The sequence below is a fragment of the Pseudomonas sp. FA-1 genome, from assembly GCF_056856075.1.
The window spans coordinates 1-24052 of the sequence record NZ_JBWXTH010000006.1; the positions used below are offsets into that span (position 1 = coordinate 1).

19 protein-coding genes and 1 pseudogene are annotated in these 24052 nt (G+C 67.3%); 5 read left to right on the plus strand and 15 right to left on the minus strand.

The annotated features are described in order from the left end of the window. Positions 1–194: 194 nt before the first annotated feature. From AC1MHZ_RS12325 to ehuR, 8 genes are all read right to left on the minus strand, one after another. Positions 195–1157, minus strand: coding sequence for a ribonuclease Z (locus AC1MHZ_RS12325; RefSeq protein ID WP_084855748.1), 963 nt, complete (start codon positions 1155–1157; stop codon positions 195–197). Positions 1158–1277: 120 nt separating this feature from the next. After that, entirely contained in the window at positions 1278–2663 is a 1386-nt protein-coding gene (locus AC1MHZ_RS12330; protein WP_084855747.1) for an aspartate aminotransferase family protein, read from the minus strand. A 12-nt stretch (positions 2664–2675) separates the two neighbouring features. Beyond that, the gene (locus AC1MHZ_RS12335; protein WP_482966408.1) at positions 2676–4142 is read right to left on the minus strand and encodes an NAD-dependent succinate-semialdehyde dehydrogenase; all 1467 of its coding nucleotides are present in this window, start codon (positions 4140–4142) and stop codon (positions 2676–2678) included. A 44-nt stretch (positions 4143–4186) separates the two neighbouring features. Continuing rightward, positions 4187–5206 (minus strand): N(2)-acetyl-L-2,4-diaminobutanoate deacetylase DoeB, encoded by a 1020-nt coding sequence (doeB, locus tag AC1MHZ_RS12340; RefSeq protein WP_084855745.1) that lies wholly within the window; start codon positions 5204–5206, stop codon positions 4187–4189. A gap of 4 nt (positions 5207–5210) precedes the next feature. Next, the gene (gene doeA, locus AC1MHZ_RS12345; RefSeq protein ID WP_084855744.1) at positions 5211–6401 is read right to left on the minus strand and encodes an ectoine hydrolase DoeA; all 1191 of its coding nucleotides are present in this window, start codon (positions 6399–6401) and stop codon (positions 5211–5213) included. 33 nt (positions 6402–6434) lie between these two features. Further along, on the minus strand, positions 6435–7427 hold the full coding sequence (gene eutC, locus AC1MHZ_RS12350; RefSeq protein ID WP_482966409.1) for an ectoine utilization protein EutC: 993 nt from the start codon (positions 7425–7427) through the stop codon (positions 6435–6437). A gap of 33 nt (positions 7428–7460) precedes the next feature. Next, positions 7461–8432 carry a hydroxyectoine utilization dehydratase EutB gene (gene eutB / locus AC1MHZ_RS12355; protein WP_482966410.1) on the minus strand — a complete coding sequence of 324 codons (972 nt, stop codon included), beginning with the start codon at positions 8430–8432 and terminating at the stop codon, positions 7461–7463. A 245-nt stretch (positions 8433–8677) separates the two neighbouring features. After that, a complete protein-coding gene (gene ehuR, locus AC1MHZ_RS12360) occupies positions 8678–10072 on the minus strand; it encodes a MocR-like ectoine utilization transcription factor EhuR (protein ID WP_084855741.1) in 1395 nt (464 codons plus the stop codon). 271 nt (positions 10073–10343) lie between these two features. On the opposite strand from ehuR, the gene ehuB reads away from it, so the two are divergent. From ehuB to ehuA, 4 genes are all read left to right on the plus strand, one after another. Further along, the gene (gene ehuB / locus AC1MHZ_RS12365; protein WP_084855740.1) at positions 10344–11204 is read left to right on the plus strand and encodes an ectoine/hydroxyectoine ABC transporter substrate-binding protein EhuB; all 861 of its coding nucleotides are present in this window, start codon (positions 10344–10346) and stop codon (positions 11202–11204) included. Between the two features lie 62 nt (positions 11205–11266). Then, positions 11267–11926: an ectoine/hydroxyectoine ABC transporter permease subunit EhuC gene (ehuC, locus tag AC1MHZ_RS12370; RefSeq protein WP_084855739.1), complete on the plus strand. Its 660-nt coding sequence runs from the start codon at positions 11267–11269 to the stop codon at positions 11924–11926. Next, entirely contained in the window at positions 11923–12579 is a 657-nt protein-coding gene (gene ehuD, locus AC1MHZ_RS12375) for an ectoine/hydroxyectoine ABC transporter permease subunit EhuD (RefSeq protein WP_084855738.1), read from the plus strand. The genes ehuC and ehuD overlap by 4 nt, the downstream gene beginning before the upstream one ends. Then, a complete protein-coding gene (gene ehuA, locus AC1MHZ_RS12380) occupies positions 12579–13436 on the plus strand; it encodes an ectoine/hydroxyectoine ABC transporter ATP-binding protein EhuA (protein ID WP_084855737.1) in 858 nt (285 codons plus the stop codon). Before ehuD ends, ehuA begins: the two co-directional genes overlap by 1 nt. Before the next feature lie 123 nt (positions 13437–13559). Here ehuA and AC1MHZ_RS12385 read toward each other — a convergent pair whose 3' ends face one another. After that, positions 13560–15308: a BCCT family transporter gene (locus AC1MHZ_RS12385; protein WP_084855736.1), complete on the minus strand. Its 1749-nt coding sequence runs from the start codon at positions 15306–15308 to the stop codon at positions 13560–13562. A gap of 263 nt (positions 15309–15571) precedes the next feature. On the opposite strand from AC1MHZ_RS12385, the gene AC1MHZ_RS12390 reads away from it, so the two are divergent. Continuing rightward, positions 15572–16189 carry a dihydrofolate reductase family protein gene (locus AC1MHZ_RS12390; RefSeq protein WP_324816773.1) on the plus strand — a complete coding sequence of 206 codons (618 nt, stop codon included), beginning with the start codon at positions 15572–15574 and terminating at the stop codon, positions 16187–16189. Between the two features lie 176 nt (positions 16190–16365). Here the strand turns inward: AC1MHZ_RS12390 and AC1MHZ_RS12395 are convergent. The 6 genes and pseudogenes from AC1MHZ_RS12395 to AC1MHZ_RS12420 all read right to left on the minus strand — a co-directional run. Then, positions 16366–16527 (minus strand): annotated as a pseudogene (locus tag AC1MHZ_RS12395) (hypothetical protein); the annotation flags it as partial. Between the two features lie 414 nt (positions 16528–16941). After that, a complete protein-coding gene (locus AC1MHZ_RS12400) occupies positions 16942–18126 on the minus strand; it encodes a type III PLP-dependent enzyme (protein WP_084855734.1) in 1185 nt (394 codons plus the stop codon). Next, the gene (locus AC1MHZ_RS12405) at positions 18123–19877 is read right to left on the minus strand and encodes an IucA/IucC family protein (RefSeq protein ID WP_482966411.1); all 1755 of its coding nucleotides are present in this window, start codon (positions 19875–19877) and stop codon (positions 18123–18125) included. The genes AC1MHZ_RS12400 and AC1MHZ_RS12405 overlap by 4 nt, the downstream gene beginning before the upstream one ends. Next, the gene (locus AC1MHZ_RS12410) at positions 19874–21016 is read right to left on the minus strand and encodes an MFS transporter (RefSeq protein ID WP_084855732.1); all 1143 of its coding nucleotides are present in this window, start codon (positions 21014–21016) and stop codon (positions 19874–19876) included. Before AC1MHZ_RS12410 ends, AC1MHZ_RS12405 begins: the two co-directional genes overlap by 4 nt. Next, positions 21001–22779, minus strand: coding sequence for an IucA/IucC family protein (locus AC1MHZ_RS12415; RefSeq protein WP_465001940.1), 1779 nt, complete (start codon positions 22777–22779; stop codon positions 21001–21003). The genes AC1MHZ_RS12410 and AC1MHZ_RS12415 overlap by 16 nt, the downstream gene beginning before the upstream one ends. Continuing rightward, positions 22776–23975, minus strand: coding sequence for an ATP-grasp domain-containing protein (locus tag AC1MHZ_RS12420; protein ID WP_465001941.1), 1200 nt, complete (start codon positions 23973–23975; stop codon positions 22776–22778). Before AC1MHZ_RS12420 ends, AC1MHZ_RS12415 begins: the two co-directional genes overlap by 4 nt. Between the last annotated feature and the right edge of the window lie 77 nt (positions 23976–24052).

Below are 24052 nucleotides of genomic sequence, written 5' to 3' on the forward strand. Positions count from 1 at the left end.
GATTAGGCCGGGCCCGATATCACCGTCGCCTGGCAAGGGCTTCGCCCTTGATCGCGGGACAAGCCCGCTCCCACAGGTGGCCGCTTGTTCTCTGCGCGCCAGCGCAGCCCGAAGGGCTGGGTAATCTCCCACCGAGATTGTGCCGCTCTCAAGACTTGCGAGGTCCCTGTGGGGGCGGCTGGTGGAGGGTTCGGTTAATCGCCCAGCGGTACGAGCCGCCCATCGCGCCCCATGTGGTAACGCTGCAGGTCCTTGGCCAGGATCAGGTTGCCGCTGTAGTGCGCCATCGCTTCGGCGCGCACATCCTCGATGGATGGGCTGCGCCGCGGGTTGGGCTGGTAGCGCGCACTGAAGTGCGTGAGCACCAGGTTGCCGATGCCGGCCGTCTCTGCGAACTGCGCCACGGCCGCAGCGGTGCTGTGGCCGAAGGTCACCTGGGTGCGCTCGACGATCGGCTGGGTGAAGGTCGCTTCGTGCACCAGCACATCCACGTCCTGGGCGACGTCTGCGAGCAATTGCGGGGTGTCGTTGTCGCCACAGACGATGATCCGCCGTGGCGGGCGCGACGGGCGTAGGTAGTCCAGGGCGTTCAGTGCGCGGCCTTCATGCTGCACCGGGTTGCCGTGGGCCAGCTCGCCCCACAATGGGCCGCGGGGGATGCCGTCGGCCTCCAGGCGCGCGATGTCCAGGCGTGGTTCGGGGTTGATCTCGGTGAACACGAAACCATGGCTGGGTACCCGGTGCGACAGCGGCACGGTGCTGACCTGGATATTGTCGTTGCGCCAGGTGCCGAGGTCTTCGAGGGCCAGCAGGCGCAGTTCGAATGGCAGGTAGGTGTGGCTGACGGCCAGGCCCAGGCGCAGCCAGTCGTGCAGTGCGGCAGGCAGGATCAGGTCCAGTGGCTGGGTGCGCCCGGACATGCCGGCACTGGCCAGCAGCCCCGGCAAGCCGAAGCAATGGTCGCCATGCACGTGGGTGATGAACACGCCGCGCAGGTCGCGGATCGACAGGGAGGTATGCAGCAGCTGGTGCTGGGTGGCCTCGCCGCAGTCCACCAGGTACCAGTGGCTGCCCGTGGCTTCGATGACGGCGGTGCCGGTGACATTGCGGGCCTTGGTGGGCACGCCGGCGGAAGTGCCCAGAAACTGCAGGTCCATTGGCTGGCTCCTTTGCGGGTCGCAGGTCGGGTTATTGTACGACCATGCGCACGGGCAGGAAGTCAGTCGTTGTCGGTGTTGGCCCTATCGCCGGCTTGCCGGCGATAGGGCCAGGACATCTCAACCCAACACTTTCCCCGCCACTTCATCCACCGCTGCCTTGGTGATGGCCACGATGCGCTCGGCATCTTGCTTGTCCAGCACCAGCGGTGGGGCAAAGCCGAGGATATCGCCGTGGGGCATGGCGCGGGCGATCATGCCGCGTTCCAGGCACGCTGCCGACACCTGCGGGCCCACCTTCAGCGCCGGGTCGAACGCAGTGCGGGCCTCGCGGTCGGCCATGAATTCCACCGCGCAGAGCATGCCGTCGCCGCGCACCTCGCCCACCAGCGGGTGGCCCTCGAAGGTTTCGCGCATGCGCTGATTGAGGTAGGCGCCGACCACCTCGGCGTTGCCGGTCAGGTCCTCGCGCTCGAGAATGTCCAGGTTGGCCAGGGCCGCCGCGGCGCAGATCGGGTGGCCCGAGTAGGTCCAGCCGTGGCCCATGGGGCCCGCCTTCTGCGAGCCTTCCTCGATCACGCTCCATACCTTCTCGCCGACGATCACTGCCGACAGCGGTGCATAGGCGCTGGTCAGCCCCTTGGCGGTGGTGATCAGGTCCGGGCGGATACCGTAGCGCTGGCTGCCCATCTTCGAGCCCAGGCGGCCGAAGGCGCACACCACTTCGTCGGCGATCAGCAGCACGTCGTAGCGGTCCAGCACGGCCTGGATCGCCGCCCAGTAGCCCTTGGGCGGGACGATGATGCCACCGGTGCCCATCAACGGTTCGCCGATGAAGGCGGCGACCGTGTCGGGGCCTTCGGCGAGGATGAGCTTTTCCAGCTCGTCGGCGCAGTAGCGCACGAAGGCCTGCTCGTCCATGCCGGCGGGGGCCTTGCGGTACCAATGCGGGCAGACGGTGTGGGTGACGCCCGCCACCGGCAGGTCGAAGTGCTGGTGGAAGCTGGGCAGGCCGGTGAGGCTGCCGGTCATGATGCCCGAGCCATGGTAGCCACGGTCGCGGGAGATGATCTTCTTCTTGTTCGGGCGTCCGAGGATGTTGTTGTAGTAGCGCACCAGCTTGACCTGGGTCTCGTTGGCGTCGGAGCCGGAGAGGCCGTAGTAGACCTTCTTCATGCCCGCAGGCGCCCAGTCGATGATGCGGCTGGAGAGCTCGATGATCGCCTCGGTGGAGTGGCCCACGTAGGTGTGGTAGTACGCCAGCTCCTTGGCTTGGCGATGGATCGCGTCGGCCACTTCGGTGCGGCCGTAGCCGATGTTCACGCAGTACAGGCCGGCGAAGGCGTCGATCAGTTCGCGGCCTTCGTGGTCACGCAGGCGGATGCCCTCGGCGCCGGTGATGATCCGCCCCTTGAGCGCGCCGCTGGCATGGTCATGGGCGTGGGTGGACGGGTGCATGAAGTGGGCACGGTCTTGCTCGAACAGCTGGTTGTATTCGGGGTTCATGGCAAACACTCCTTAGAATTGACCTTGGTGGTGCACGCAGAAATATTTGGTCTCGATGAAGGGCTCGAAGCCCTCGATGCCGCCTTCGCGGCCCAGGCCCGAAGCCTTCATGCCGCCGAACGGGATGGGATGGCCGGTGAACTTCACGCCGTTGACCGCGACCATGGCGTGGTCCAGGCGGCGGATCAGCGGGTGCACCACGTCCAGGCGGTTGGAGCAGATGTAGGCGGCCAGGCCGTACTCGGTGTCGTTAGCCATCTCGATGGCCTGTTCCAGGGTTTCGAAGGGCATCACCCCGGCGATGGGCGCGAAGTTTTCTTCCTGGTAGATGCGCATGGCCGGCGTCACGTCCGCCAGCACGGTGGGCTGGTAGAACCAGCCGCCCAAGGCATGGGCCTCGCCGCCCACCAGGCGGCGGGCGCCCTTGGCGATGGCATCCTCGACCCGCGCCACCGTGGCGTCGAAGGCGCCCTGGTGCATCAGCGGGCCGACGTCGGCCGGGGTCTCCTGGCCGTCGACCATCGCCGGCCCCACGCGCAGGGCCCGCACCGCCTCGGCGAAGCGCACGAGGAAGGCCTCGTACAGTGGGCGCTGGACCATGATGCGGTTGGCCGCGCAGCAGTCCTGGCCGGAGGTCTGGAACTTGGCGGCCACGGCGACCTTCACCGCCAGGTCCAGGTCGGCGTCGGCGCAGACGATGAAGGGGGCATTGCCGCCCAGCTCCAGGGCGACCTTCTTCACATCATGGGCCGCTGCCTGCAGCACCAGCTTGCCGACCCGGGTGGAGCCGGTGAAGCTGACCGAGCGCACCCGCGGGTCGCGCACCAGGGTTTCCATGGCCATCTGCGGCTCGCCGATGACTACGTTGAACACGCCCGGCGGCAGGCCTGCGTCCTCGGCCAGCTGGGCCAATGCCAGGGCCGAGTAGGGCGTCTCGTGGGCCGGCTTGACCACCACGGTGCAGCCGGCGGCCATGGCCGCGGCGGCTTTGCGGGTGATCATGGCGCTGGGGAAGTTCCAGGGCGTGAGCAGCGCGCACACACCTACCGGTTCCTTCACCGTGCCAAGGTCGGCGCCGGGGATATGGCTGGGGATGGTCTGGCCGTACAGGCGACGCGCCTGTTCGGCGAACCAGGGAATGAAGCTGGCGGCATAGGCGATTTCACCGCGTGCCTCGGCCAGGGGCTTGCCTTGCTCCTGGCTGAGGATGCGCGCCAGGGCCTCCTGGTGTGCGAGGATCAGTTCACCCCAGCGGCGCAGCAGCGTCACACGTTCCTCCAGGCGCAGGTTGCGCCAGGGTGTGAAGGCGCGCTGGGCGGCGTCCACCGCAGCGACGATCTGCTCGTGGTCGAGCAGCGGCACATGGCCGATGGTCTGGCGGTTGGCCGGGTCGAGGACGGCGATGCTGCTACCGCTGGTGCTGTGCAGCCATTGGCCGTCCACGTGGCACAGTTGCTTGAACGGGTATTCGTCTGACATGAGCTGTTCTCCCATACCTCTTGTTGTCGTTGCGTCCGCTGGGGCTAGGCCAACACGTCGGCAATCACCGCCAAGGTGTCGCCGCACTGCACCAGCCCGGGGAAATGCCGGGCGGCCAGCAGGCCGTCGCGGCGTGCGCGGTATTCCACTGGTGCGCTGCCGGTGCGGCGAATGTCATGGATGCGGGCAATCACTTCGCCTTGGTGCACCTGCTCGCCCAGATCGCGGCACATTTCCAGCAGGCCGTCGTGCTCGCTGGCGATGAAGCAGTCGCCGTCGGGCATGTCGAGCATGATCGACTCGGCGGGCGTCACTTCGCCCTGGAGGATGCCGGCGTGCACCAGCAGGTTGCGCACGCCGCGCTCGGCCAAGGCGATGCTGCGTGCGGTCGAGGTGCCGCCGCCGCCCAGTTCGGTGGTGACGAACACCTTGCCCTGGGCCTCGGCGGCAGTGTCGTACATGGCCTGGGCGTCGAGTTCGAGCATGCGCATGGCATAGGGCGCGGCGAATGCCCGCATGCCCGCTTCGCAGCGTGCCTGCTGGGCCTTGTCGGGCAGCACGTGGCAGGCAGCGAACGGCAGGAAGTCCAGGGTGCGGCCGCCGGAGTGGATGTCCAGCACCACGTCGGCCAGGGGCAGCAGGGTGCGCCGGAAGTAATCGGCGATCTTCTGCGTGACCGTGCCGTCGGGCTTGCCCGGGAAGCTGCGGTTGAGGTTGCCCTGGTCGATCGGCGATGTACGGGTGCCGGCATGGAACGCCGGGGTGTTCATGAACGGCACGATGATCACCCGGCCCGAAATCGCTTCGGCGCGCAGCTGCTGGGCCAGCTTGCACAACGCCACCGGGCCTTCGTACTCATCGCCATGGTTGCCGCCGGTGAGCAGGGCGGTAGGCCCTGCGCCGTGCTTGACCACGGTGATGGGGATCATCACCGCGCCCCAGGCCGAGTCGTCGCGCGAGTAGGGCAGCTTGAGGAAGCCGTGCTGTACGCCGTCGCGAGTGAAGTCCACGGTGCTGCTGATCGGGTTGGCCACCTCGGTGGCGGTGTCCGTGAATGCGTTCATGGCGTTAGTCCTTGACGAACAGCTGGCGCGGCACGTTGCACAGGGTTTCTACCCCGGTCTCGGTGATCAGGATGCTTTCGGTGATCTCCAGGCCCCAGTCATCCATCCACAGCCCCGGCATGAAGTGGAAGGTCATGCCCGGTTGCAGCACGCTGGTGTCGCTGGGGCGCAGGCTCATGGTGCGCTCGCCCCAATCCGGCGGGTAACTGATGCCGATCGGGTAGCCGCAGCGGCTGTCCTTATGGATGCCGAACTTCTCCAGCACCTTGAAGAAGGCCCGGGCGATGTCGCCGGTGGTATTGCCGGGGCGGGCTGCTTCCAGGCCGGCGGCGATGCCCTCGACCACGGCCTTCTCGCCGTCGAGGAAGTGCTGCGGCGGCTTGCCCAGATACACCGTGCGCGACAGCGGGCAGTGGTAGCGTTTGTAGCAGCCGGCGATCTCGAAGAAGGTGCCGGCGCCGAGGGTGAAGGGCGAATCGTCCCAGGTCAGGTGCGGGGCGCTGGCGTCGGCGCCGGTCGGCAGCAGGGGCACGATGGCAGGGTAGTCGCCGCCATGGCCGTCCACGCCGAGGATGCCGCTGCTGTAGATCTCGGCCACCAGTTCGTTCTTGCGCATGCCCGGTTCGATACGCTCGAGGATGCGCCCGTGCATCTTCTCGACGATACGCGCGGCGATGCGCATGTATTCGATTTCCTGGGGCGACTTCACCGCCCGCTGCCAGTTGACCAGCCCGGCGGCGTCGTTGAAGGTCGCCTGGGGCAGCTGCCGGTACAGGGCCTGGTAGGCCGCGGCGCTGAAGTAGTAGTTGTCCATCTCCACGCCGATGTTGAGCGCCCCCCAGCCCTTGGCCAGGATCACTTCCCGGCACAGGTAGTCCATCGGGTGACGTTCGCGCGACTGCACGTAGATGTCCGGGTAGCCGACGATATTGTCGTGGTTCATGAACACCGTGCGCTTGGCGCCGTTGGCGTCCTGGCCGCGGCCGAACCAGATCGGCTCGCCGTCCAGCGCCAGCAGCACGCACTGGTGCACGTAGAACGACCAGCCGTCATAGCCGGTGAGCCAGGCCATGTTCGACGGATCGGTGACCAGCAACAGCTCCAGGCCCTGCGCCTGCATGGCGGCGCGGGTCTTGGCCAGGCGCTGGGCGTACTCTTGCCGACTGAACGGCAGGTTGACCACTGACTGAGACATTGCAATGCCCTCTGATGAGTGGGGTGGTGAGGTTCAACTGTTGAATGCCAGGCCCTTGCCTGCGGCGCGGGCGCGCTCGAAGGCGAGGTTGGCGATGGCGGTGTCCTGGGCGCCGGTGCCGGTCAGGTCGCACAGGGTGACCTGGCTGGCATCGGTGCGGCCGGGTTGCTGGCCGGCGACCACCTGGCCGAGTTCGCACAGGGCGGCCTCGTCGGTGACCGTGCCGGCGCGCACGGCGTGGTGTAGCTCGCCCAGTACGCGGGTCTGGCCGAGGCGGTCGGCGACATAGCGGTCGACCTGGGCCAGCACTTGCGGGGCGATCTCGTTCTTGTGCTCGGCGTCCGACCCCATGGCGGTGATGTGCAGGCCCGGTTGCAGGTGACGGGGCTGGATCAGCGGTTCGCGGCTGGGCGTGCAGGTGAGCGCGATGTCCACGCCCTGCATGGCCTGGTCGATGCTGTCGCACAGCGCCAGTTGCAACGTGCCGTCGCGGCCCAGTTCATCGGCCAGCGCCGCGGCCTTGGCCGGGTCGCGGGCCCACAGCTGCACCCGCTCGATCGGCCGCACCAGGCGCAGCGCCTGCAGTTGCAGGCGGGCCTGCTCGCCACTGCCGATCAGGGCCACGCAGCGGCTGTCCTCGCGGGCCAGCCAGCGCGCCGCCACCGCGCCCGCCGCGGCGGTGCGCACGGCGGTGAGGTAGCCGTTATCCAGCAGCAGGGCGTCGAGCAGGCCGGTGCGTGCCGAGAGCAGCATCATCATGCCGTTGAGGCTGGGCAGGCCAAGGCTGGGGTTGTCGAAGAAGCCCGGGCTGACCTTGATCGCGAAACGCTCGATGCCCGGCAGGTAGGCGGTCTTCACGTCCACCTCACCGTTGTGCTCGGGCACGTCCAGACGCAGGATCGGCGGCATGGCCACGTTGGCCGTGGCCAGCAGGGCGAAGGCCTGCTCGACGGTATCGACCGCGGCGCGGTCGAGGGTGATGCAGTCTCGCAGGTCGGCTTCGTTGAGCAAGGTGATGGCCGGCATCGGTGAACCTCCAGTGAGCGAAAAGGGAAAACCTCAGGCGTTGTCGCCGTTTATCACCCGTAGGTGCTGGGCGGTGTCGACGTTGCGCCCGCTGACCACCACCACGATCGGCCCGCGCGCCGGCACCAGGCCGTCGAGCAGGGCGGCGATACCCACCGCGCCGGCCCCTTCGAGCACCTGGCGCTCCTGGTGGTAGGCATGGCGCAGGCCCGCTGCGATGGACGCTTCCTCGAGCAGGTGCAGATGGTCGAGCAGGCGCTGGGTGAGGGCGAAGGTATGGCGGTTGTCCAGGCCTATGCCGCCGCCCAGGGAGTCGGCCAACGTCGGCAGCTCCTGCACCTCGAGCGGATGCCCGGCCTGCAGGCTGGCGTGCATGGCGGCACCCCGGCGCATGCTGATGCCATGGGTGGTGATGGCCGGGTTGAGACCCTTGAGGGCCAGGGCCACGCCGGCGAACAGGCCGCCGCCGGAGAGGGGCACCAGCACCTGGCTGACGTCGGGCAACTGTTCGATGATCTCCAGGCCCAGGGTGCCCTGGCCGGCAATGACGGCAGGGTGGTCGAAGGGCGGCACCAGCGCGGCGCCCTGTTCCTCGGCATGACGCTGGGCGGCGTGCTGGGCGTCGTCCTGGGAGAGGCCGACGATGCACACCTCGGCGCCCAGGTCGCGAATCGCCTGGACCTTGTTGGCCGGCACCAACTGCGACAGATAGATGGTCGCCTGCACGCCCAGTTGCGAGGCCGCGAAGGCCAGCGCCCGGCCATGGTTGCCGGTAGAGGCGGTGACCACGCCGCGTGCCCGTTGCTGTTCACCCAGGCAGGCCACGGCGTTGCTCGCGCCGCGCAGTTTGAAGCTGCCGGTGAGCTGCTGGGATTCGAGTTTCAGGTACACCGGCACGCCGACCAGGCGGCTCAGGCTCGGCGAATGTTCCAGCGGCGTGCGACGCACGAGCCCCTGGATGCGCTGGTGGGCAAGGTGGATATCGTGAAGCGAAAGCTCTGACATGACCGCATCCCAACGAGTGACCGGGTGTTGGGCGGAGTCTAAGAGCGGCAAATTGTCGTGATGAATGTACTAGGTCAATTTGCCGGACATTTTTTTGGACCGCCGTCGGCAGCGATCGCAGCACCCTGTGGGAGCGGGCTGCATTGGCCGCTTGTTCTCTGCGCGACAGCGCAGCCCGAAGGGCTGGGTAATCTCCCACAGGCCTCTGCTAAATCAATGGGTTATATAGGCCGCAGCGGCCCTGGTCACAGTTCATGGATCTGCGGGTATTGCCCGAACAGTTCATGCATGTCGGCCAACGCCTGGCGCATCTTGGCGTCCGAGCACTCGGCGCCTACGCACAGTCGCACCGCCCGTGGCCGCGGCGTGCCGCGCACCAGGAACGGTTCCGGCGGGGTCACCGCGATGTGCCGACGGCGCAATGCCCGCACCAGGCTGTCCACCTCCCAGTGCGCGGGGATCCCCAGCCAGGCCCCCAGCGCCTGGGCCGGGTTGCCCAGCAGGTAGTCGCCCAGGTGCTCGCGCAGCATCGCCTGCCGCCCACTGATCAGCTTGCGCTGCAATTCGGCCAGCTGCGCCGCGCGCCCATCGTTGATCCAGCGTGTGGCGATCTCCGCCACCAGCGGCGTGGCCATCCAGCTGTTGACCCGCAGGATGCTCTCGGTGCGCAGCGCCAGGCGCTTGGGCATGGCCAGGTAACCGACCCGCAGCCCGGTGAGCACCGATTTGGTCATGCTGGTGCAATAGAACGACAGCTCCGGCGCATAGTGGCTGATCGGCCGGGCGCGGCGTTCGCCCAGCAGTGGCCCGTACACATCGTCCTCGATGATGTGCACACCAAAGCGGCGGGCGATGGCTGCGATCTCCCGGCGGCGGGCGTCGGGCATCAGGCTGGTGGTGGGGTTGTTGAGGTTCGGCGTGCACACCAGTGCGGTGACCCGCTCGTTGCTGCAGATATCCTCGAAATGCTCCGGGTCGATGCCGTCGCGGTCCATCTCCAGGCCCTTTAGAGTGAACCCCAGCACCTGGGAGTTGCCGATCACGCCGTGGTCGGTCAGGCCTTCGCAGAGCACCACGTCATCGGGCCCGGCCAGCGAGGCCAGGGCCAGGAAGATGGCGTGGGCCGCGCCGTTGGTGACCAGCACATCGTCGCGCTCCACCGTCATGCCCAGGCCCGCCAGCCAGCGCACCGCTGCCTCGCGATGGCTTTCGAAGCCGGCGATGGGGCGGTAGGCGTGGATCCACGGCTGCTCCTCCTCCACGCTGAGCTCGGCGCAGGTCTCGCGCCAGATCCGCTCGTGCACCTGGGTGTGCAGGATGCGCGTGATGGAGAAATCCACCAGGGTGCGCTCGGGCAGGTCGATGATGTCGTCGGCCACCCGGTCGCTCATGCGCCGACTGACGAAACTGCCGCGGCCGATCTCGCAGCGCACCAGGCCCTGGCGCTCCAGTTCCTTGTAGGCATTGGTCACCGTCTGCACGCTGATCTCCAGGGCATCGGCGACATGCCGCTGGGGTGGCAGGCGCTGGTCGTGCACCAGTTCGCCGCGTTCGATTTCCCCGGTGATGGCCTGCACCAGCAGTTTGTACTTGGACTCGCCGATGCGTGCCGAATCGAGGACTTTCTTCCAGTTTTCCATGGGTATCGCTTCGCTGGCCGGGACTGCGCACAGCATCGCCTGTGCAGGATCTTCGGGCAATTGTCCTAGTGCAATGCCATCGCTGTTGAGGCTTTTGTATGCTCCGGCCCAAGGTCGACACCCGTTACACGAACAAGAGCCTGTCGGCCCGCCGGAACGCTCGGGCTGTGCACCGATCGAACGACACATCCGGCCTTCGCTGTTTTGCTCCACTGCCTCCTATACACACAGCCGTCACCGACGGTTTGATAACAAGACAGGAGATTCATTGATGAGCCAGCCTCCTTCCGCCAACGCGGTATCCCCCTTCAAGCGTCTGCTGGTGGCCTGTGCGGCCTTGGGCCTGGTCGCCAGTGCCCAGGCCACCACCCTGGAGACGATCAAGGAGAACAGCCGTATCCGCATCGGCTACGCCAACGAAACGCCGTTCGCCTTCACCGAGACCGACGGTCGGGTCACGGGCGAGTCGCCGGAGATCGCCAAGATCATCTTCCAGAAGATGGGCATCAAGCAGGTCGATGGCGTGCTCACCGAATGGGGGGCATTGATCCCCGGATTGCGCGCAGGCCGCTTCGATGTGATCGCCGCCGGCATGTACATCACCCCGGCGCGCTGCAAGCAGGTGATCTTCACCGACCCGCAGTACGCCTTGCCCGACACCCTGCTGGTGGCCGCCGGCAACCCGAAGAACCTGCACAGCTATGCCGACATCGCCAAGAACCCCGAGGTGAAGCTGGCGATCATGGCCGGCACGGTCAACCTGGCCTATGCCCGCGATTCTGGCGTCAAGGACGAGCAGATCCTCCAGGTGCCGGACACCACCGCCCAGTTGCAGGCCGTGCGCGCCGGGCGCGCCGATGCCGCGGTGGGCACCCAGCTGACCATGAAGGGCCTGGCGAAGAAAGGCGGCGAGAAGGTCGAGGCGATCGGTGACTTCAAGGACGACCCGGCCCACACCGGCTATGGCGCCCTGGCGTTCCGCCCCGAGGACAAGGACCTGCGCGATGCGGTCAATGCCGAGCTCAAGCGTTGGCTGGGCAGCGAGGAGCACCTCAAGGCCGTGGCCCCGTTCGGCTTCGACCGCTCCAATGTGACCGACAAGACCGCCGCCGAGCTCTGTGCCCAGCAATGAATCGAGGTGGCATGGCCTCTGCCATGCCGTTCCCTGCGTAATCCGATTATTCAGGTCGAACCATGGGTGAATTGATACCGCTGTTACTGCAAGGGGCCTGGATCACCATCCAGGTCACATTCTTCGGCTCGTTGCTGGCTATCGTCGCTGCGATCCTCGCCGCCCTGGGCCGGCGCTCTTCGTGGCGGCCCTTGAGCTGGTTCTGCGTGGCCTACATCGAGCTGTTTCGCGGCACGTCGCTGCTGGTGCAGCTGTTCTGGCTGTTCTTCGTGTTGCCGTTGCCGCCGTTCAACCTGGAGCTGAGCGCCTACACCGTGGCCATCGTCGGCCTTGGGCTGCACATCGGGGCCTACGGTGCCGAGGTGATGCGCGGGGCCATAGGCTCGGTGGCCAAGGGCCAATACGAGGCCTGCGTGGCGCTGAACATGCCGCCGGCCACGCGCTTTCGTCGCGTCATCCTGCCCCAGGCGCTGCTGGCGGCGATCGCACCGGGCACCAACTTGCTGATCGAGCTGCTCAAGAACACCTCCCTGGTGTCGTTGATCACCTTGTCGGACCTGAGCTTCCGCGCCCGCCAGCTGGACCAGGCGACCTTCCAGACCCTGGAGATCTTCAGCCTGACCCTGCTGCTGTACTTCGTCCTGGCGCAGGTCATCAACTTCGCTATGCGCGGCGTCGAACGACGCCTGGGCCGTGGTCGTCTGCGGGGGAGCCTGTCATGAACGTCTGGGACTGGAACTACGTCGCGCAGATCTTGCCCGACCTGCTGCAGGCCTCGCTCAAGACCCTGGGCATCACCCTGGTGGGCTTCATGATCGCCATCGTCCTGGGCTTGTTCCTGGCCATTGGGCGGCGCAGCCGGCAAGTGGTCATCGCCTGGCCGGTGACCCTGCTGATCGAGTTCATCCGCAGCACGCCGCTGCTGATCCAGGTGTACTTCCTGTACTACGTGTTGCCCAACTATGGCGTGAACATGACCGCCATGCAGGCGGGCATCCTCGGTATCGGCCTGCACTACGCCTGCTACATCGCCGAGGTGTACCGCGGCGGGCTGGACGCCGTACCGCGCAGCCAGTGGGAGGCCGTGGTGGCGCTGAACTTCGCTCCCTGGACCGCCTACCGCACGATCATCCTGCCCCAGGCCGTGCGGCCGATCCTGCCGCCGCTGGGCAACTACCTGATCGCCATGCTCAAGGACACCCCGGTGTTGTCCGCCATCACCGTGGTGGAAATCATGCAGCAGGCCAAGAACGTCGGCTCCGAGAGCTTCCGCTACCTGGAGCCGATCACCCTGGTCGGTCTTTTCTTCCTGGCCTTGAGCGTCGCTCTGGCCTACCTGGTTCGGCGCCTCGAAGTGCGCCTGGAGTTACGCTAATGATCGCGCCTGTCTCGAACCTCGCCACCCTTGCCACCAGCCCCCAGCAGCGGGACCACGCCATGCCGGAACCGACTATCGCCCAGCCGATCGTCGCCTTCCGCGACGTGACCAAGCGCTACGGCAACTTCACCGTGCTCGATGGCCTGAACTTGGAAGTCGCCCCGGGCGAAAAAGTGGCGATCATCGGCCCCAGCGGCTCGGGTAAGTCCACTCTGCTGCGTGTGCTCATGACCCTTGAAGGGATCGACCAGGGCATGATCGAGGTGGATGGCGAGTCGCTGACCCACATGCCCGGGCGCAACGGTGGCCTGGTCAGTGCCAACGAACGCCACGTTCGCCGCGTGCGTGCGAAGATCGGCATGGTGTTCCAGAGCTTCAACCTGTTCCCGCACATGAGTGCCCTGCAGAACGTTATCGAGGCACCGGTTCAGGTGCTGGGCGTCAAGCCTGCCGAGGCCCGTGAACGTGCCGCCGAGCTGTTGGAGATGGTGGGGCTGGGCACCAAGTTCGATCACTACCCCTCGCAGCTTTCCGGTGGCCAGCAGCAGCGCGTGGCGATCGCCCGGGCCCTGGCCATGCGGCCGAAGGTGATGTTGTTCGACGAGGTGACATCGGCGCTGGACCCCGAGCTATGCGGGGAGGTCCTGAATGTGATCCGCCGGCTGGGCAGCGAGCACAACCTGACCATGCTCATGGTTACCCACCAGATGGGCTTCGCCCGTGAGTTCGCCGACCGGGTGTGCTTCTTCTACAAGGGCCAGATCCATGAACAGGGCGCGCCGGCCCAGCTCTACGAGAACCCCCAGCAGGAGCGGACCCGGGCTTTTCTGAGCGCGGTCAGGGAGGCCAACTGACGGGGTAAAGCCATTCGCGGGTAATCCGCTCCTACAGGCTCAGCGCCACCTTGTGGGAGCGGGTTTACCCGCGAAGCAGGCGACGCGATAGCGGCAGGGCAGCCGCTACCGCGCCGTACGACTTCAGAGCTCCGTGGCCTGGGCCTCGGTGTGGGCGCGCTTGGTGGAGGATTTCTTCTCCTGCACGACGATGTAGAACTCCTCGCCATGCTTGACCGCACCGTAGAGCACGGCTTTTTCGATCAGCTCGGTGCCGCGCAGGTGGCGCAGCATCATCGGGTCCTTGCGCAGGTCGCGGTACAGCGCCAGGCACAGCAGCACCATCACGATGACGAAGGGCAGCGACACGACGATGGTCAGGTTCTGCAGGCCCGTCAGGGCCTCGCCCGGGTTGTTCGGGTCGCCGATGGCCAGCATGATCGCCGCCACCGTGCCGGTCAGGGCGCCCCAGAAGATCACCGTGGCACGAGACGGGTCGGTGGTGCCGCGCTCGGACAGCGTGCCCATCACCAGGGAAGCGGCGTCTGCGCCGGAGACGAAGAAAATACCCACCAGGACCATCACCAGTACCGAGGTCACCGAGGCCCACGGGTAGCTTTCCAGCAACTGGTACAGCGCATGGTTGCTGTTCACCGCGCCGTTGACCAGCTGGTAGGTGCCTTCCTGCAGGGCGTCGATGCCGGCGCCGCCGAAGACGGTGAACCAGATCAGGCTCACCAGGCTCGGCACCAGCAGCACGCCGGTGACGAACTGGCGAATGGTGCGGCCGCGGCTGATGCGGGCGATGAACATGCCCACGAACGGTGTCCAGGAGATCCACCATGCCCAGTAGAACACGGTCCAGCCGGCCAGCCAGCTGTCCATCTGTTCGCCGCCGCTGGCACTGGTGCGGGCCATCATCTGCGGTAGCATTTCGATGTAGACGCCGATGGAGGTCGGCAGCAGGTTCAGCATCAACAGGGTCGGGCCGACGATGAAGGTGAACAGCGCCAGCGCCAGGGCCAGCACCATGTTGGTGTTGGACAGCCACTGGATGCCCTTGCCGATGCCCGAGACCGCCGAGGCGACGAAGGCCACGGTGAGCAGGGTGATGATCGAGATGTAGAAGATCTTGCCCGGGTGTTCGATCCAGCCGTTGTACTCCAGGCCGCCGGCGATCTGCAGGGCGCCCAGGCCCAGCGAGGCGGCCGAGCCGAACAGGGTGGCGAAGATCGCCATCATGTCGATCAGGCGACCGATGGGGCCGTTGGCGTGGCGGCCGATCAACGGACGGAATGCCGTGGAGATCAGTTGCGAACGCCCGCGGCGGAAGGTGCCGTAGGCGATCACCAGGCCGACGATCGCATACATGGCCCAGGGGTGCAGGGTCCAGTGGAACAGCGTGGTGGCCATGGCCACCTGCATCGCCTCGCTGCTTTGCGCCGCGGCGGTGCCGGGCGGCGGAGACACATAGTGCGACAGCGGTTCGGCCACGCCGAAGAACATCAGGCCAATGCCCATGCCGGCGCTGAACATCATCGCCACCCACGACACGGTACGAAACTCGGGGCGTTCGCCATCACGTCCCAGCGGCACCTTGCCGTAGCGGCTCGCCGCCAGCCATAGCACGAACACCACGAACAGCGTGGAAGTGAGGACGAAGAACCAACCGAAGTTGACGATGACCCAGGACTGGGCCGTGGAGGCGCTGGCCGCGAGGCTTGCCTGGCTGACGAAGCCCCATATGACGAATGCGATTGCGAGGATGCTGGTGATGCCGAAGACGATCCAGTCGATCTTGCCCTCCAGGTGACGATCCCGTTTGGCCTCTTCGGTCTGCGAAGGGTCCGTCACGCCAAGCGCGAGGGTTTCAACGTTCTCTTCCGTTGCCATAGTGTAATAACGCCCCTTTGGTGGGTGCCTTGCCGCTGCAGGTTGTAGTTTTTTTAAGCGTGCCGCTGTGCATCGACAGCCGCCCCGGAACCAGGCCGTGCTGTCGAGGCGGGATTATCCTGCTGAAAAAAGGGGGCTTCCTGTCCCAAGACCGTCCTGACACGTCCTTGTAACGACGCCCTGGCCAGCTGTCGATTTGGCTGTGCGCCGTTCGACCATGAACAGGGGCGGCATATCGGCGGCCCAGAACTGGAGATCACACCATGCGCAAGCTCATCGTTGCCGCATTCGTTTCGCTCGACGGCGTCATGCAGGCCCCTGGCGGTCCGAGCGAAGACCTGAGCGGCGGGTTCCGTTTCGGCGGCTGGCTCGTGCCCTATGCCGACCAGGCCTTCGGCCAGGCCATCGATGCGTTGTTCGCCGAGCCGTTCGAGCTGCTGCTGGGGCGGCGCACCTACGACATCTTCGCCGGTTACTGGCCCCGTATCGGCGCCGAATCGAGCGATCACATGATCGCCGAGGTGTTCAACCGTATCCCCAAGCATGTGGCCACCCATCACCCCGCAACCCTGGAATGGCACAACAGCCATGGGTTGCAGGGCGATGTCCGGGAGGCCGTGGGCGCGCTCAAGCGGCAAGCGGGCGACCGTTTGCTGACCCAGGGCAGCAGTGAACTGGTGCAGCAGCTGCTGGCGGCGGGGCTGGTGGATGAGTTGCTGCTGATGGTCCACCCGATCCTGCTGGGCGCGGGCAAGCGCCTGTTTGGCGACGATGCCCAGCCGGCAGCCTTTACCCTGGCAGACTCGACCGCGACGCCGAGCGGCGTGCTCATCAGCCGCTATGTGCGCAGCGGGGAGGTGCGGACCGGGTCGTTCGACTAGCGCCGGTGAGGAAGCAGGGCGGCTGCAGGACAGCCCAATCGCCGGCAAGCCGGCTCCCACCTGTCCGGCACCGCCATACCTGTGGGAGCCGGCTTGCCGGCGATTGGGCCCGGTGGCCCAGTGCAAAAAAAACCGCACCTTTGTCAGGTGCGGCTTTGTCGAGCAGGCCTCTGGCCTTAGCGGTCGTTCTTGGTGGAAGAGTCCACTGCGTTCGACAGCCCTTTGCTGTTGTGCGTACCCGGCGTGGTGCCGGAGATCGCAGTGGCTTTGGTCAGGCCGCGGGTGTCTTTCGACTGGGCGATGCCCGAGGTGGCAGTACCGTGGCCTTTGCTGTCGTTACGGTCCTGACCATAGTGGTTGCCGCTCAGGCCGTGGTCACGAGACGCCTTGCCGGCATGCCCGTCGGATTTGCCCAGGCCCAGGCCACCGTCACCATGCCCAGCGCCCAGGCCGCCGCCGTGTCCACCACCGTGGCCGCCGCCATGACCACCGCCGCCGCCGTGGCCACCACCACCGCCACCACCGCCACCACCGCCGCCACCGCCACCACCGCCTTTGGCATAAGCCGATGCGATCGGTGACATCTCAGCAGGCAGGAAGGCTGTGGTGCCCAATACCAGTGCAAAAGCAGCCACGGCAGCCAGGGTTTTCTTCATGATTTAAACGCCTCCAGGGGCGAGTGTTGTGATGTGTCCTATGGACCGGTCGCGGCGACTTTCGTTCAAAGCCGCCCGACGAAATAGCCGGCCTGGTCAACCCTCCAGGAAGACCATGCGCGGCGGTGCGTGCATGAGGAAATCGCGGTGGGAGATATTCCAGGCATAGGCTCCGGCCAGGGTGAACACCAGCAGGTCGCCGACCGCCAGTGCCGGGATCGGCTGGCGACGGGCCAGCACGTCCTTGGGCGTGCACAACTGGCCGACCAGGGTGACGGTCTGTTCCTCTATTTCCGCGCACTGGTCGCCCCGCACCACCACGAACGGGTGGTCGTGCCCCTGGGCTGCCGGGGTGCGGAAATGGTGGGTACCGCCGCGGGCGATGGCGAAGTACTCGCCGTGGTTGCGCTTGATGTCCAGCACTTCCATGGCGTAGTAGCCACAGGGCGCGGCGATGTAGCGGCCGATTTCGAACCGCAGGCGCACATCCGCCATGCCTTCCTCGGCCACCACCTGGTGCAGGGCATCGCAGAAGCCTGGCCAGTCGAAGGAGCCGTGCGGGTCCCGGTAGTCGATGCCCATGCCGCCCCCGACGTTCAGCAGCGTGAGCGGCAACTGAGCGTCCTGGGCGATGCGGCGGAAGGTGCGGCAGTAGGCGCGGATCAACTGCAGGTGGGCTGCCACGTCGAGCTGGTGGGAGAGCAGGTGGAAGTGCAGCCCCTTGAGGGTGAGCAACGGTTCTTCGCGCAGCACGGCCAGGGCCTGGTCGAGCGCCTCTTCATCCAGGCCGAAGGGGGTCGGTTTGCCGCCCATCACCAGGCGGCTGTCAGGGGCTTCGTCGAGTTTCAGGTTCAGGCGCAGCAACAACGGAATGGCTTGCCCGGTCCTTCGGGCCAGGGCCGCCAGGCGGCGCAACTCGTGCAGGCTTTCCACATGGAAGGCGTCGAGGTTGCCGGCCAGGGCGGCTTCCAGCTCGCTTTCCAGTTTGCCGGGGCCGCCGAAGATCAGCGGGTGCTCGGGGCAGTGCTGGCGCAGCCAGGCCAGCTCGCCGCCGGACGCTGCCTCGAAGCCATCGACCAAAGGCGCCAGGGTGCGCAGCACCGCGGCCTCCGGGTTGGCCTTGGCAGCATAGAACAGCTCGCAGTTGCCCGGCAGCGCGGCGCGCATGTCGCGCACCCGCTCGCGCAGGGCGGGCAGGTCGTAGAGGTAGGCGCAGATGGGTTCCTGCTGCTCGCGGCGCAGGTCGGCGAGGGCATGGCTGATACGCGGTGGCAGGGTCATGCGCGGGCTCCGTGGAAGAGGGGGTTGGGCAGGGCGGTGTAGCCGGCTTCGCGGTCGGCGCGCTGCAGCAGGCGGGTCATGAAGTTCTCCTTGCTGGGCAGGGTGGCGCCGGCACACAGCTCGCTGAGTTCGGCCGGGTTGCCCAGATGTTCGCACTGCGCTTGCAGTTGCTGGCCGAGCTGGGTCCACAGGCGTTTCTCCAGCGCCGCGTCGCCGTCGGCGAGGTGGAACAGGGCCTCGCCCAGGTTGTTGACCAGCGCGCAGTAGGCAACGCGTTTCCAGGCTTTGTCCGGGCTGTAGTACAGCGAGGCGCGGGTGCGCTCGTCGAGGTCGGCCAGGCGTTGCTCGGGCCAGTGCCCGGCCACCAGCTTGGTGCCTTCCAGGTCGCGTACCCACACCCGGCACGGCAGGCCGTCCTCGTCGAAGCCCAGCAAGGTGTTCTGTAGGTGCGGCTCAAGCACCACGCCTTGGCGGTACAGGCAATGCAATACGCCGCCGAGCAACAGCCCGGCATAACGCTCCAGCCACAGGGCGGCGGCTTCCTCGCGGCTCAGGCCCAGGCGGGTGGCGCATTGGCGCAGGCGCGAGGCGCACATGCCGTGGCCATCCAGGCCCCAGGTGAACAGGGCCATGGCCACTTGCGGCTGGAAGGCCTCGCGGCTGGCGGCATCGAAGTTGCTGCGATAGAGAATGCCGAAGCATTCGGTCACCTCGCGGGCCTCTTCGGCGCTGCCCAAGGCGCTCAGATCAAGGGTGCTGGCCGCCGGTTCCGGCATCAGGGCGAAGCCGGGCTGGTGGACGGCCAGGTCGGCCATGGCCGGTTGCAGCAGGTGGGTCAGGGCGACGGCGCTGTCGAGCTCGTACCAGGCATTCTTGCGGATGCAGTTGGTCAGGCGCACGTGCACCGAGAACTTGAGGAAGTAGGCCAGCTCCGGGTGGTAGAGGGTGCGCACCGAGGAGGTCGGGTACAGCGGTACGCCGCGTGCGCCCTTGTAGGTCATCAGGCCCTGGGCCATGGCCCGCTGCACCAGCGGGTTGGCCAGGATGCGCTCCACCTCCCACGGGTGGCAGGGGTAGAGGTTGTCCTCGCCGCAGAGCTGGCGCAGGGTCGGGCGTGGGTCTTCGCCCAGGTGGCGCACCAGGGAGGGGGCCACTTCGAACCAGTGCAGCGAGAACTGTGCGCCCACTTCCGGCGAGCAGGCCAGCAGGTCGTCCAGGCCTACACCTTCACGGCTCTTGGGGGTGGGGTGCAGGGCATGGCCCCATACCTGGTGCTGCTCTGAGCGCAGCAGGCTGTCGGCGGGCTGACGGTGGGCCGGCACGGCATGACGCAGGAAGGTCTGGGTGATGTTCAGGCTGTTGTTGATCTGCTGCATCAGTTCGCCGTGACGCTCGGCGCAGGTCAAAGGCGCCAGCAGCAACTGGGCCAGCTCCAGGGCGCCCAGGGGGCGCCAGCCGTGGCCGTTGCCCTTGAAGTAGGGGGCGCTGGTGAAGCGGCAGCGCCCCAGCACGCTGGTGCGGTCGGCGGCCAGGGCCAGGCGCCCGCCTGGCAGGGTGATGCAGATGCGCTGGCCGGCGAGCTGGCGCAGGCTCATGGGCAGATCCTGGCCCTGGGCGTCGAGGCAGGCCTCGCCACGGGGCAGGGCGTATTCGCGCAGGTAGCAGTTGAGCAGGCACTCGATGGCGTGACGCTGGGCGTCACCGGCCAGGGCGTTTTCGTGCAGGGATGGGTAATCGGTGGCCAGGGTCATGCGGTGATCTCCCGTTGAGCGACAAGTAGAGGGCGGGCCAGCAGCAGCGCGGCGAATGCGGCGAGGCTGGCGACCAGGAACGGTGAAGCGATGCCAAGGCGTTGGCTGACCAGCCCCGCCACCACGCCGGCGGCGGCGCCGGCCCATTTGCCACTGGAGTCGAACCAGGCGAACAGGCGCCCGGCACTGCCCTGGTTGCGCCGCTGGCTGAGGCAGCGGTGCAGGCCGATGAAGGCGAGCAACATGCCCAGCCCGCCGAGCAGGCGCCAGGCGAACAGCAGCCACGGGTCGCTGGCGCCGAACTGCAGCACGTTGCCCAGGGCGAACAGCGCAAGCCCCGGCAGCAGCAAGTTGCTTTCATGGCGCTGGAACCACGGCAGGGCGACCAGGTAGACCAGGTGCGGCAGGGCGTAGAGCAGGCCGATCAGGGCATCGTTGCGCACCCCCAGGGCTTCGCCGTAGGGCACGAAGTAGGGGAAGGTGACGACCATGGCGAAGCAGAACAGGAACTGCACCACCAGCAGGCGCGGCAAGTCCTGGGGCAGCTCGCTGCCAGTGTCGCCGGCTTTCTTGCGCGCCTTGGCCTGGCCGCGGTCGTCGGGCAGCGGCAGGATCAGCACGAACGCCAGCAGCGGCAGCCAGGCCAGCACACGGTACAGCTCCTGGCCCATGCCGCTGGCGGTGAGCAGGCCGAGCAGGATCGGCCCGCTGATCATCGCCAGGCGCGCCGAGTACTGGGTCCAGTTCAGGGCGCGCGATAGATTGCCGTCGTTGAGCTGTGTGGCCAGGTAGGCATTGGAGGCCGCCATGGCGCCGCCGAAGGTGCCCTGGATCACCAGGGCCAGGGCGAACACCGCAAGGTTCGGGCTCAGGCCCGCGAGCAGGAAGCCTGCGGCCAGTCCGGCATGGGCGCGCAGCAGCGACAGCCGGCAACCGTGGCGATCCGCCAAGCGGCCCCAGATCGGCGCCGCCAGGGCGGTGCACAGCGTGGGCAGGACGAACAGCACGCCGATGCTCCAGCCCGGTGCGTCCGGCGCCAGGTCGGCAAGGATGCGTGGCAGGTACAGGGGCACGCCCAGGGCGGTGAACGCCGACAGGTAGTGCCCCAGCAGCACGCTGAACATCAGGCGTCGGGACATGCCGGGCCCTCCAGCAGGAAGTTCCGGGCGCTGTAGCCATAGAACTTGTTGATGTCCTGGGCCCCGGACCAGGCCTTGCTGAACAGGCTGCCGGCACTGAGCAGGTACTTGACCGGCAGGTAGGGGCTGTCGAGCAGGAAGCGGCGTGCCTCGCCGCAGTCCAGGCCTTCGCCTTCGAGCTGTTCCAGGCAGGCGTGCAGGCGCTCGCGCAGGCGCTGGTACAACGCCTGGCGCGGGGCCAGCCCGGCTTCGGCGATGGCCTCAAGGGGGGCGACGATGTTCAGTTGCAGGGTGATGGTGGTGAACATCTCCGCCAGCGGCTCGAAACGCTCCACACGGATGCGTTCGTCGCGCAGGCCCTGGCAGCGTTCGGCCAGGTCCGGGCAGGTGGCCAGGAAACGGTGCGGCCACAGGCGTGCGGCGTCGTTGTCCTTCATCAGCAGGCGCAGGGGCTGGCCCGCCTGGAACATCAGCACGGCGTTCTGCTGGTTGGCTTCCAGGGCGATGCCGTAGCGCAGCCACAGGCGCAGGTGCACCTGCAGCAGCAGATCCAGGTACTGGTCCAGCCAGGCCAGCAGGTCGCCGCCATGGAAGCGCTCGGCCAGGGCCTGGACGAACAGCCGGCCGTCCTCCAGCGGGCTGGCCAGGGCCGCCACCGGTACCAGGGTGGTCTGCTCCAGCCCTTCTGGGTAGTGGCGCACGATATAGGCCAGGTGCTTGTGCTCGCCGACGTGGCCGCCATGCAGTTCGTCGACGTGCCGGTAGCGGCCGGCCAGGGCCGGGTCGCGCTCGGCCAGGGCCTGCAGGATGCATTGGAAGGCATGGCCGTCATACAGGGTGCTGGGCTTGATCAGGCGCAGGTTGCGGGCCCCCAGGGTGCGTACCAGCAGCGGCAGCTTGATGTGCCAGCGCGGCTGGTCGACACAGGCGACGGTACGCACCGAGAGGGTCGGCTGCACCCACAGCGCAGGGGCCGGGGCACGCACGGCGCCGTCCGGCAGGCCATGGCGCTCGAGCTCCGGCCAGGTCATCGGGTGTACTGGCAGCAATGCGTGGGTATGGGCCAGGGCCGGGGCCAGGCCCACCTCGGCGAAGCTTGGCCAATGCGCGGGTGGGGCGCAGGTCAGCGCCAGGTCGCCCTGAGGCACGGCCAGCCAGTTCAATTGCAAGCGTGGGGCGAACTCGGGCGCGTAGCGTTGCAGGGCGTCCTGGTCGAAGCCGCTCTTGGCGCGGGCGGTGGGGTAGAACGGGTGGTCGAGGTAGCTGGCCAGGCGGTCGATTTCCAGCAGGCGTGCATCCCAGGTCGGTGCATCGAGCAACGCGGCCGGGTGCGTGCCTTGCTCCGCGCGAGCCTGTCGGCACAGGGTGCGGTGCGACACGGCGCAGTCGGCCTCCTCGCCGTAGGCGCGGAACAGCGCCAGGCTCTCGTCGTCCAGCCCCTGGCTCATCAGGGCCAGCCAGGCCGCGTGGCCACGCTCGTGCCGAACCTGGCCAGCCTGCTCGCGCAGCCAGGCGTCGCCGACCGCGCTCCAGGCCTGCAGTGCTGCTCCCCGGCGCACGGGCAGCCAGAGCTCGCCGATGTCCAAGTGGCTGACCTGCAGCCAGGTGTCGCAGGGTTGCGCCAGTGCATGTGCGGCCAGCGCCGTGGGCAGCGGGCCAAGGCGGCCCTGGCTGACCAGGCCGCGGATGTCCTCGCGCAGGAAACAGTCGATGATGCGTTGGCCGATGACCGCCTGGTCGGTGCAGGCTTGGGCGGCATTCATGCGATCACCCAGCGCAGGTCGGCCAGGGTGGCCTGCAAGCGGGCCTGGAGGCGGGCATCGTCGCGCTCGATCAGGCGCAGCACGCCGATATAGTCCTTGTTGGAGTTGCTCAGGCGAATGTCATCACCGGCCTGGTGCAGGGCGCGATAGTCGTGCCAGTGGCCGTCACCTTCGTCCTGGAAGCTGCCGGGCGCCTCGCGCAGGTGCCCGGAGCGTTCAGCTACCAAGTAGTGCACCAGGGCATGGTTGTCGCCAGGTTGGGGTTCGGCGAGGGCCTCGCCCAGATGCAGGGCCAGGATGCGGTCGAACCAGCCTTGCGGCAGCAGGCGCTCGAGCAGGAACTCGCGGCCGTCGCCGATGCTGCGGTAGTTGATCTCCACCAGCACCGGGCCGTGGGCGGTGAGGATGAACTCGCTGTGGCAGACCCCGAAATTGATGCCGAACGCGGCCACCTGGGCCAGTGCTGCGGCACGGTGGGCCTGGCCCAGGGGGCCGTTCCAGCGGGCGGCCAGCTCGACGAAGTACGGGGGCTCGGACAGGCTCACATCGAAACCGCCGATCGCCCTCAGGCGCTGGCCGTCACCGAGGGTCTCGAGGGTGAACAGGGGACCCTCCAGGTAGGCTTCCAGCAGCAGCGCGCGGCCCGGGTTGAGTTGCCAGAAACGCGTGCAGTAGGCGCTGAGCTCATTGGCACTGCGGCACAGCTGTACATCGAGGCTGGCAACGCCTTCCCGTGGTTTGGCCACCAGCGGGTAGCAGGCATCGGCGGGCAGCGCCGCGCCTGGGATGAGGACATGGAACCAGGGGCTGGGCAGGCCGAGCTGCTGCAGGCGCTGGCGCATCGCGGCCTTGTTCTTGGCAGCGTGGCACAGGTGCCAGTCCTTGCCGGGGCAGCCGAAAGCCTCGGCCACCAGGGCGGTGGCGGTCTGCAGGTGGTCGCTGTTGGAGAACACCGCCCGGGGCGCCCAGCCGTGGGCATTGACCAGCTCGATCACCGCGAGCGGGTTGAACACGTCGCACTCATGGATCTGCAGGCGCTCGGCCGGGTAGCCGACATTGGCCAGCAGGCGGCGGTGCTGCTGGGCGTGGTCGGTGACCAGTACCACCGGCAGGTCCCGGGCCAGGGCCGCGGGCAGGAAACCTTCGGTGATGGCGGGGTGGGCGATGTGGGTGAGGATCACGAGCGGTCGTTGCATGTTGGCCTCCGAATGGGCGGCAGCCGTCCCTCCGCAGGGAGCGGACGGCTGTGGGGTGGTACGGGAAAGGGTGTGGG

What these genes read in the sequence shown, in the direction of transcription:
- AC1MHZ_RS12420 (WP_465001941.1), bottom strand. Translation starts at nt 23,975, where the DNA reads ATGCAACGACCGCTCGTGATCCTCACCCACATCGCCCACCCCGCCATC.
- ehuB (WP_084855740.1), top strand. Translation starts at nt 10,344, where the DNA reads ATGAGCCAGCCTCCTTCCGCCAACGCGGTATCCCCCTTCAAGCGTCTG.
- AC1MHZ_RS12390 (WP_324816773.1), top strand. Translation starts at nt 15,572, where the DNA reads ATGCGCAAGCTCATCGTTGCCGCATTCGTTTCGCTCGACGGCGTCATG.
- doeB (WP_084855745.1), bottom strand. Translation starts at nt 5,206, where the DNA reads ATGAACGCATTCACGGACACCGCCACCGAGGTGGCCAACCCGATCAGC.
- AC1MHZ_RS12325 (WP_084855748.1), bottom strand. Translation starts at nt 1,157, where the DNA reads ATGGACCTGCAGTTTCTGGGCACTTCCGCCGGCGTGCCCACCAAGGCC.
- ehuD (WP_084855738.1), top strand. Translation starts at nt 11,923, where the DNA reads ATGAACGTCTGGGACTGGAACTACGTCGCGCAGATCTTGCCCGACCTG.
- AC1MHZ_RS12410 (WP_084855732.1), bottom strand. Translation starts at nt 21,016, where the DNA reads ATGTCCCGACGCCTGATGTTCAGCGTGCTGCTGGGGCACTACCTGTCG.
- AC1MHZ_RS12385 (WP_084855736.1), bottom strand. Translation starts at nt 15,308, where the DNA reads ATGGCAACGGAAGAGAACGTTGAAACCCTCGCGCTTGGCGTGACGGAC.
- eutB (WP_482966410.1), bottom strand. Translation starts at nt 8,432, where the DNA reads ATGTCAGAGCTTTCGCTTCACGATATCCACCTTGCCCACCAGCGCATC.
- ehuA (WP_084855737.1), top strand. Translation starts at nt 12,579, where the DNA reads ATGATCGCGCCTGTCTCGAACCTCGCCACCCTTGCCACCAGCCCCCAG.
- AC1MHZ_RS12330 (WP_084855747.1), bottom strand. Translation starts at nt 2,663, where the DNA reads ATGAACCCCGAATACAACCAGCTGTTCGAGCAAGACCGTGCCCACTTC.
- ehuR (WP_084855741.1), bottom strand. Translation starts at nt 10,072, where the DNA reads ATGGAAAACTGGAAGAAAGTCCTCGATTCGGCACGCATCGGCGAGTCC.
- eutC (WP_482966409.1), bottom strand. Translation starts at nt 7,427, where the DNA reads ATGCCGGCCATCACCTTGCTCAACGAAGCCGACCTGCGAGACTGCATC.
- ehuC (WP_084855739.1), top strand. Translation starts at nt 11,267, where the DNA reads ATGGGTGAATTGATACCGCTGTTACTGCAAGGGGCCTGGATCACCATC.
- AC1MHZ_RS12335 (WP_482966408.1), bottom strand. Translation starts at nt 4,142, where the DNA reads ATGTCAGACGAATACCCGTTCAAGCAACTGTGCCACGTGGACGGCCAA.
- AC1MHZ_RS12400 (WP_084855734.1), bottom strand. Translation starts at nt 18,126, where the DNA reads ATGACCCTGCCACCGCGTATCAGCCATGCCCTCGCCGACCTGCGCCGC.
- AC1MHZ_RS12405 (WP_482966411.1), bottom strand. Translation starts at nt 19,877, where the DNA reads ATGACCCTGGCCACCGATTACCCATCCCTGCACGAAAACGCCCTGGCC.
- AC1MHZ_RS12415 (WP_465001940.1), bottom strand. Translation starts at nt 22,779, where the DNA reads ATGAATGCCGCCCAAGCCTGCACCGACCAGGCGGTCATCGGCCAACGC.
- doeA (WP_084855744.1), bottom strand. Translation starts at nt 6,401, where the DNA reads ATGTCTCAGTCAGTGGTCAACCTGCCGTTCAGTCGGCAAGAGTACGCC.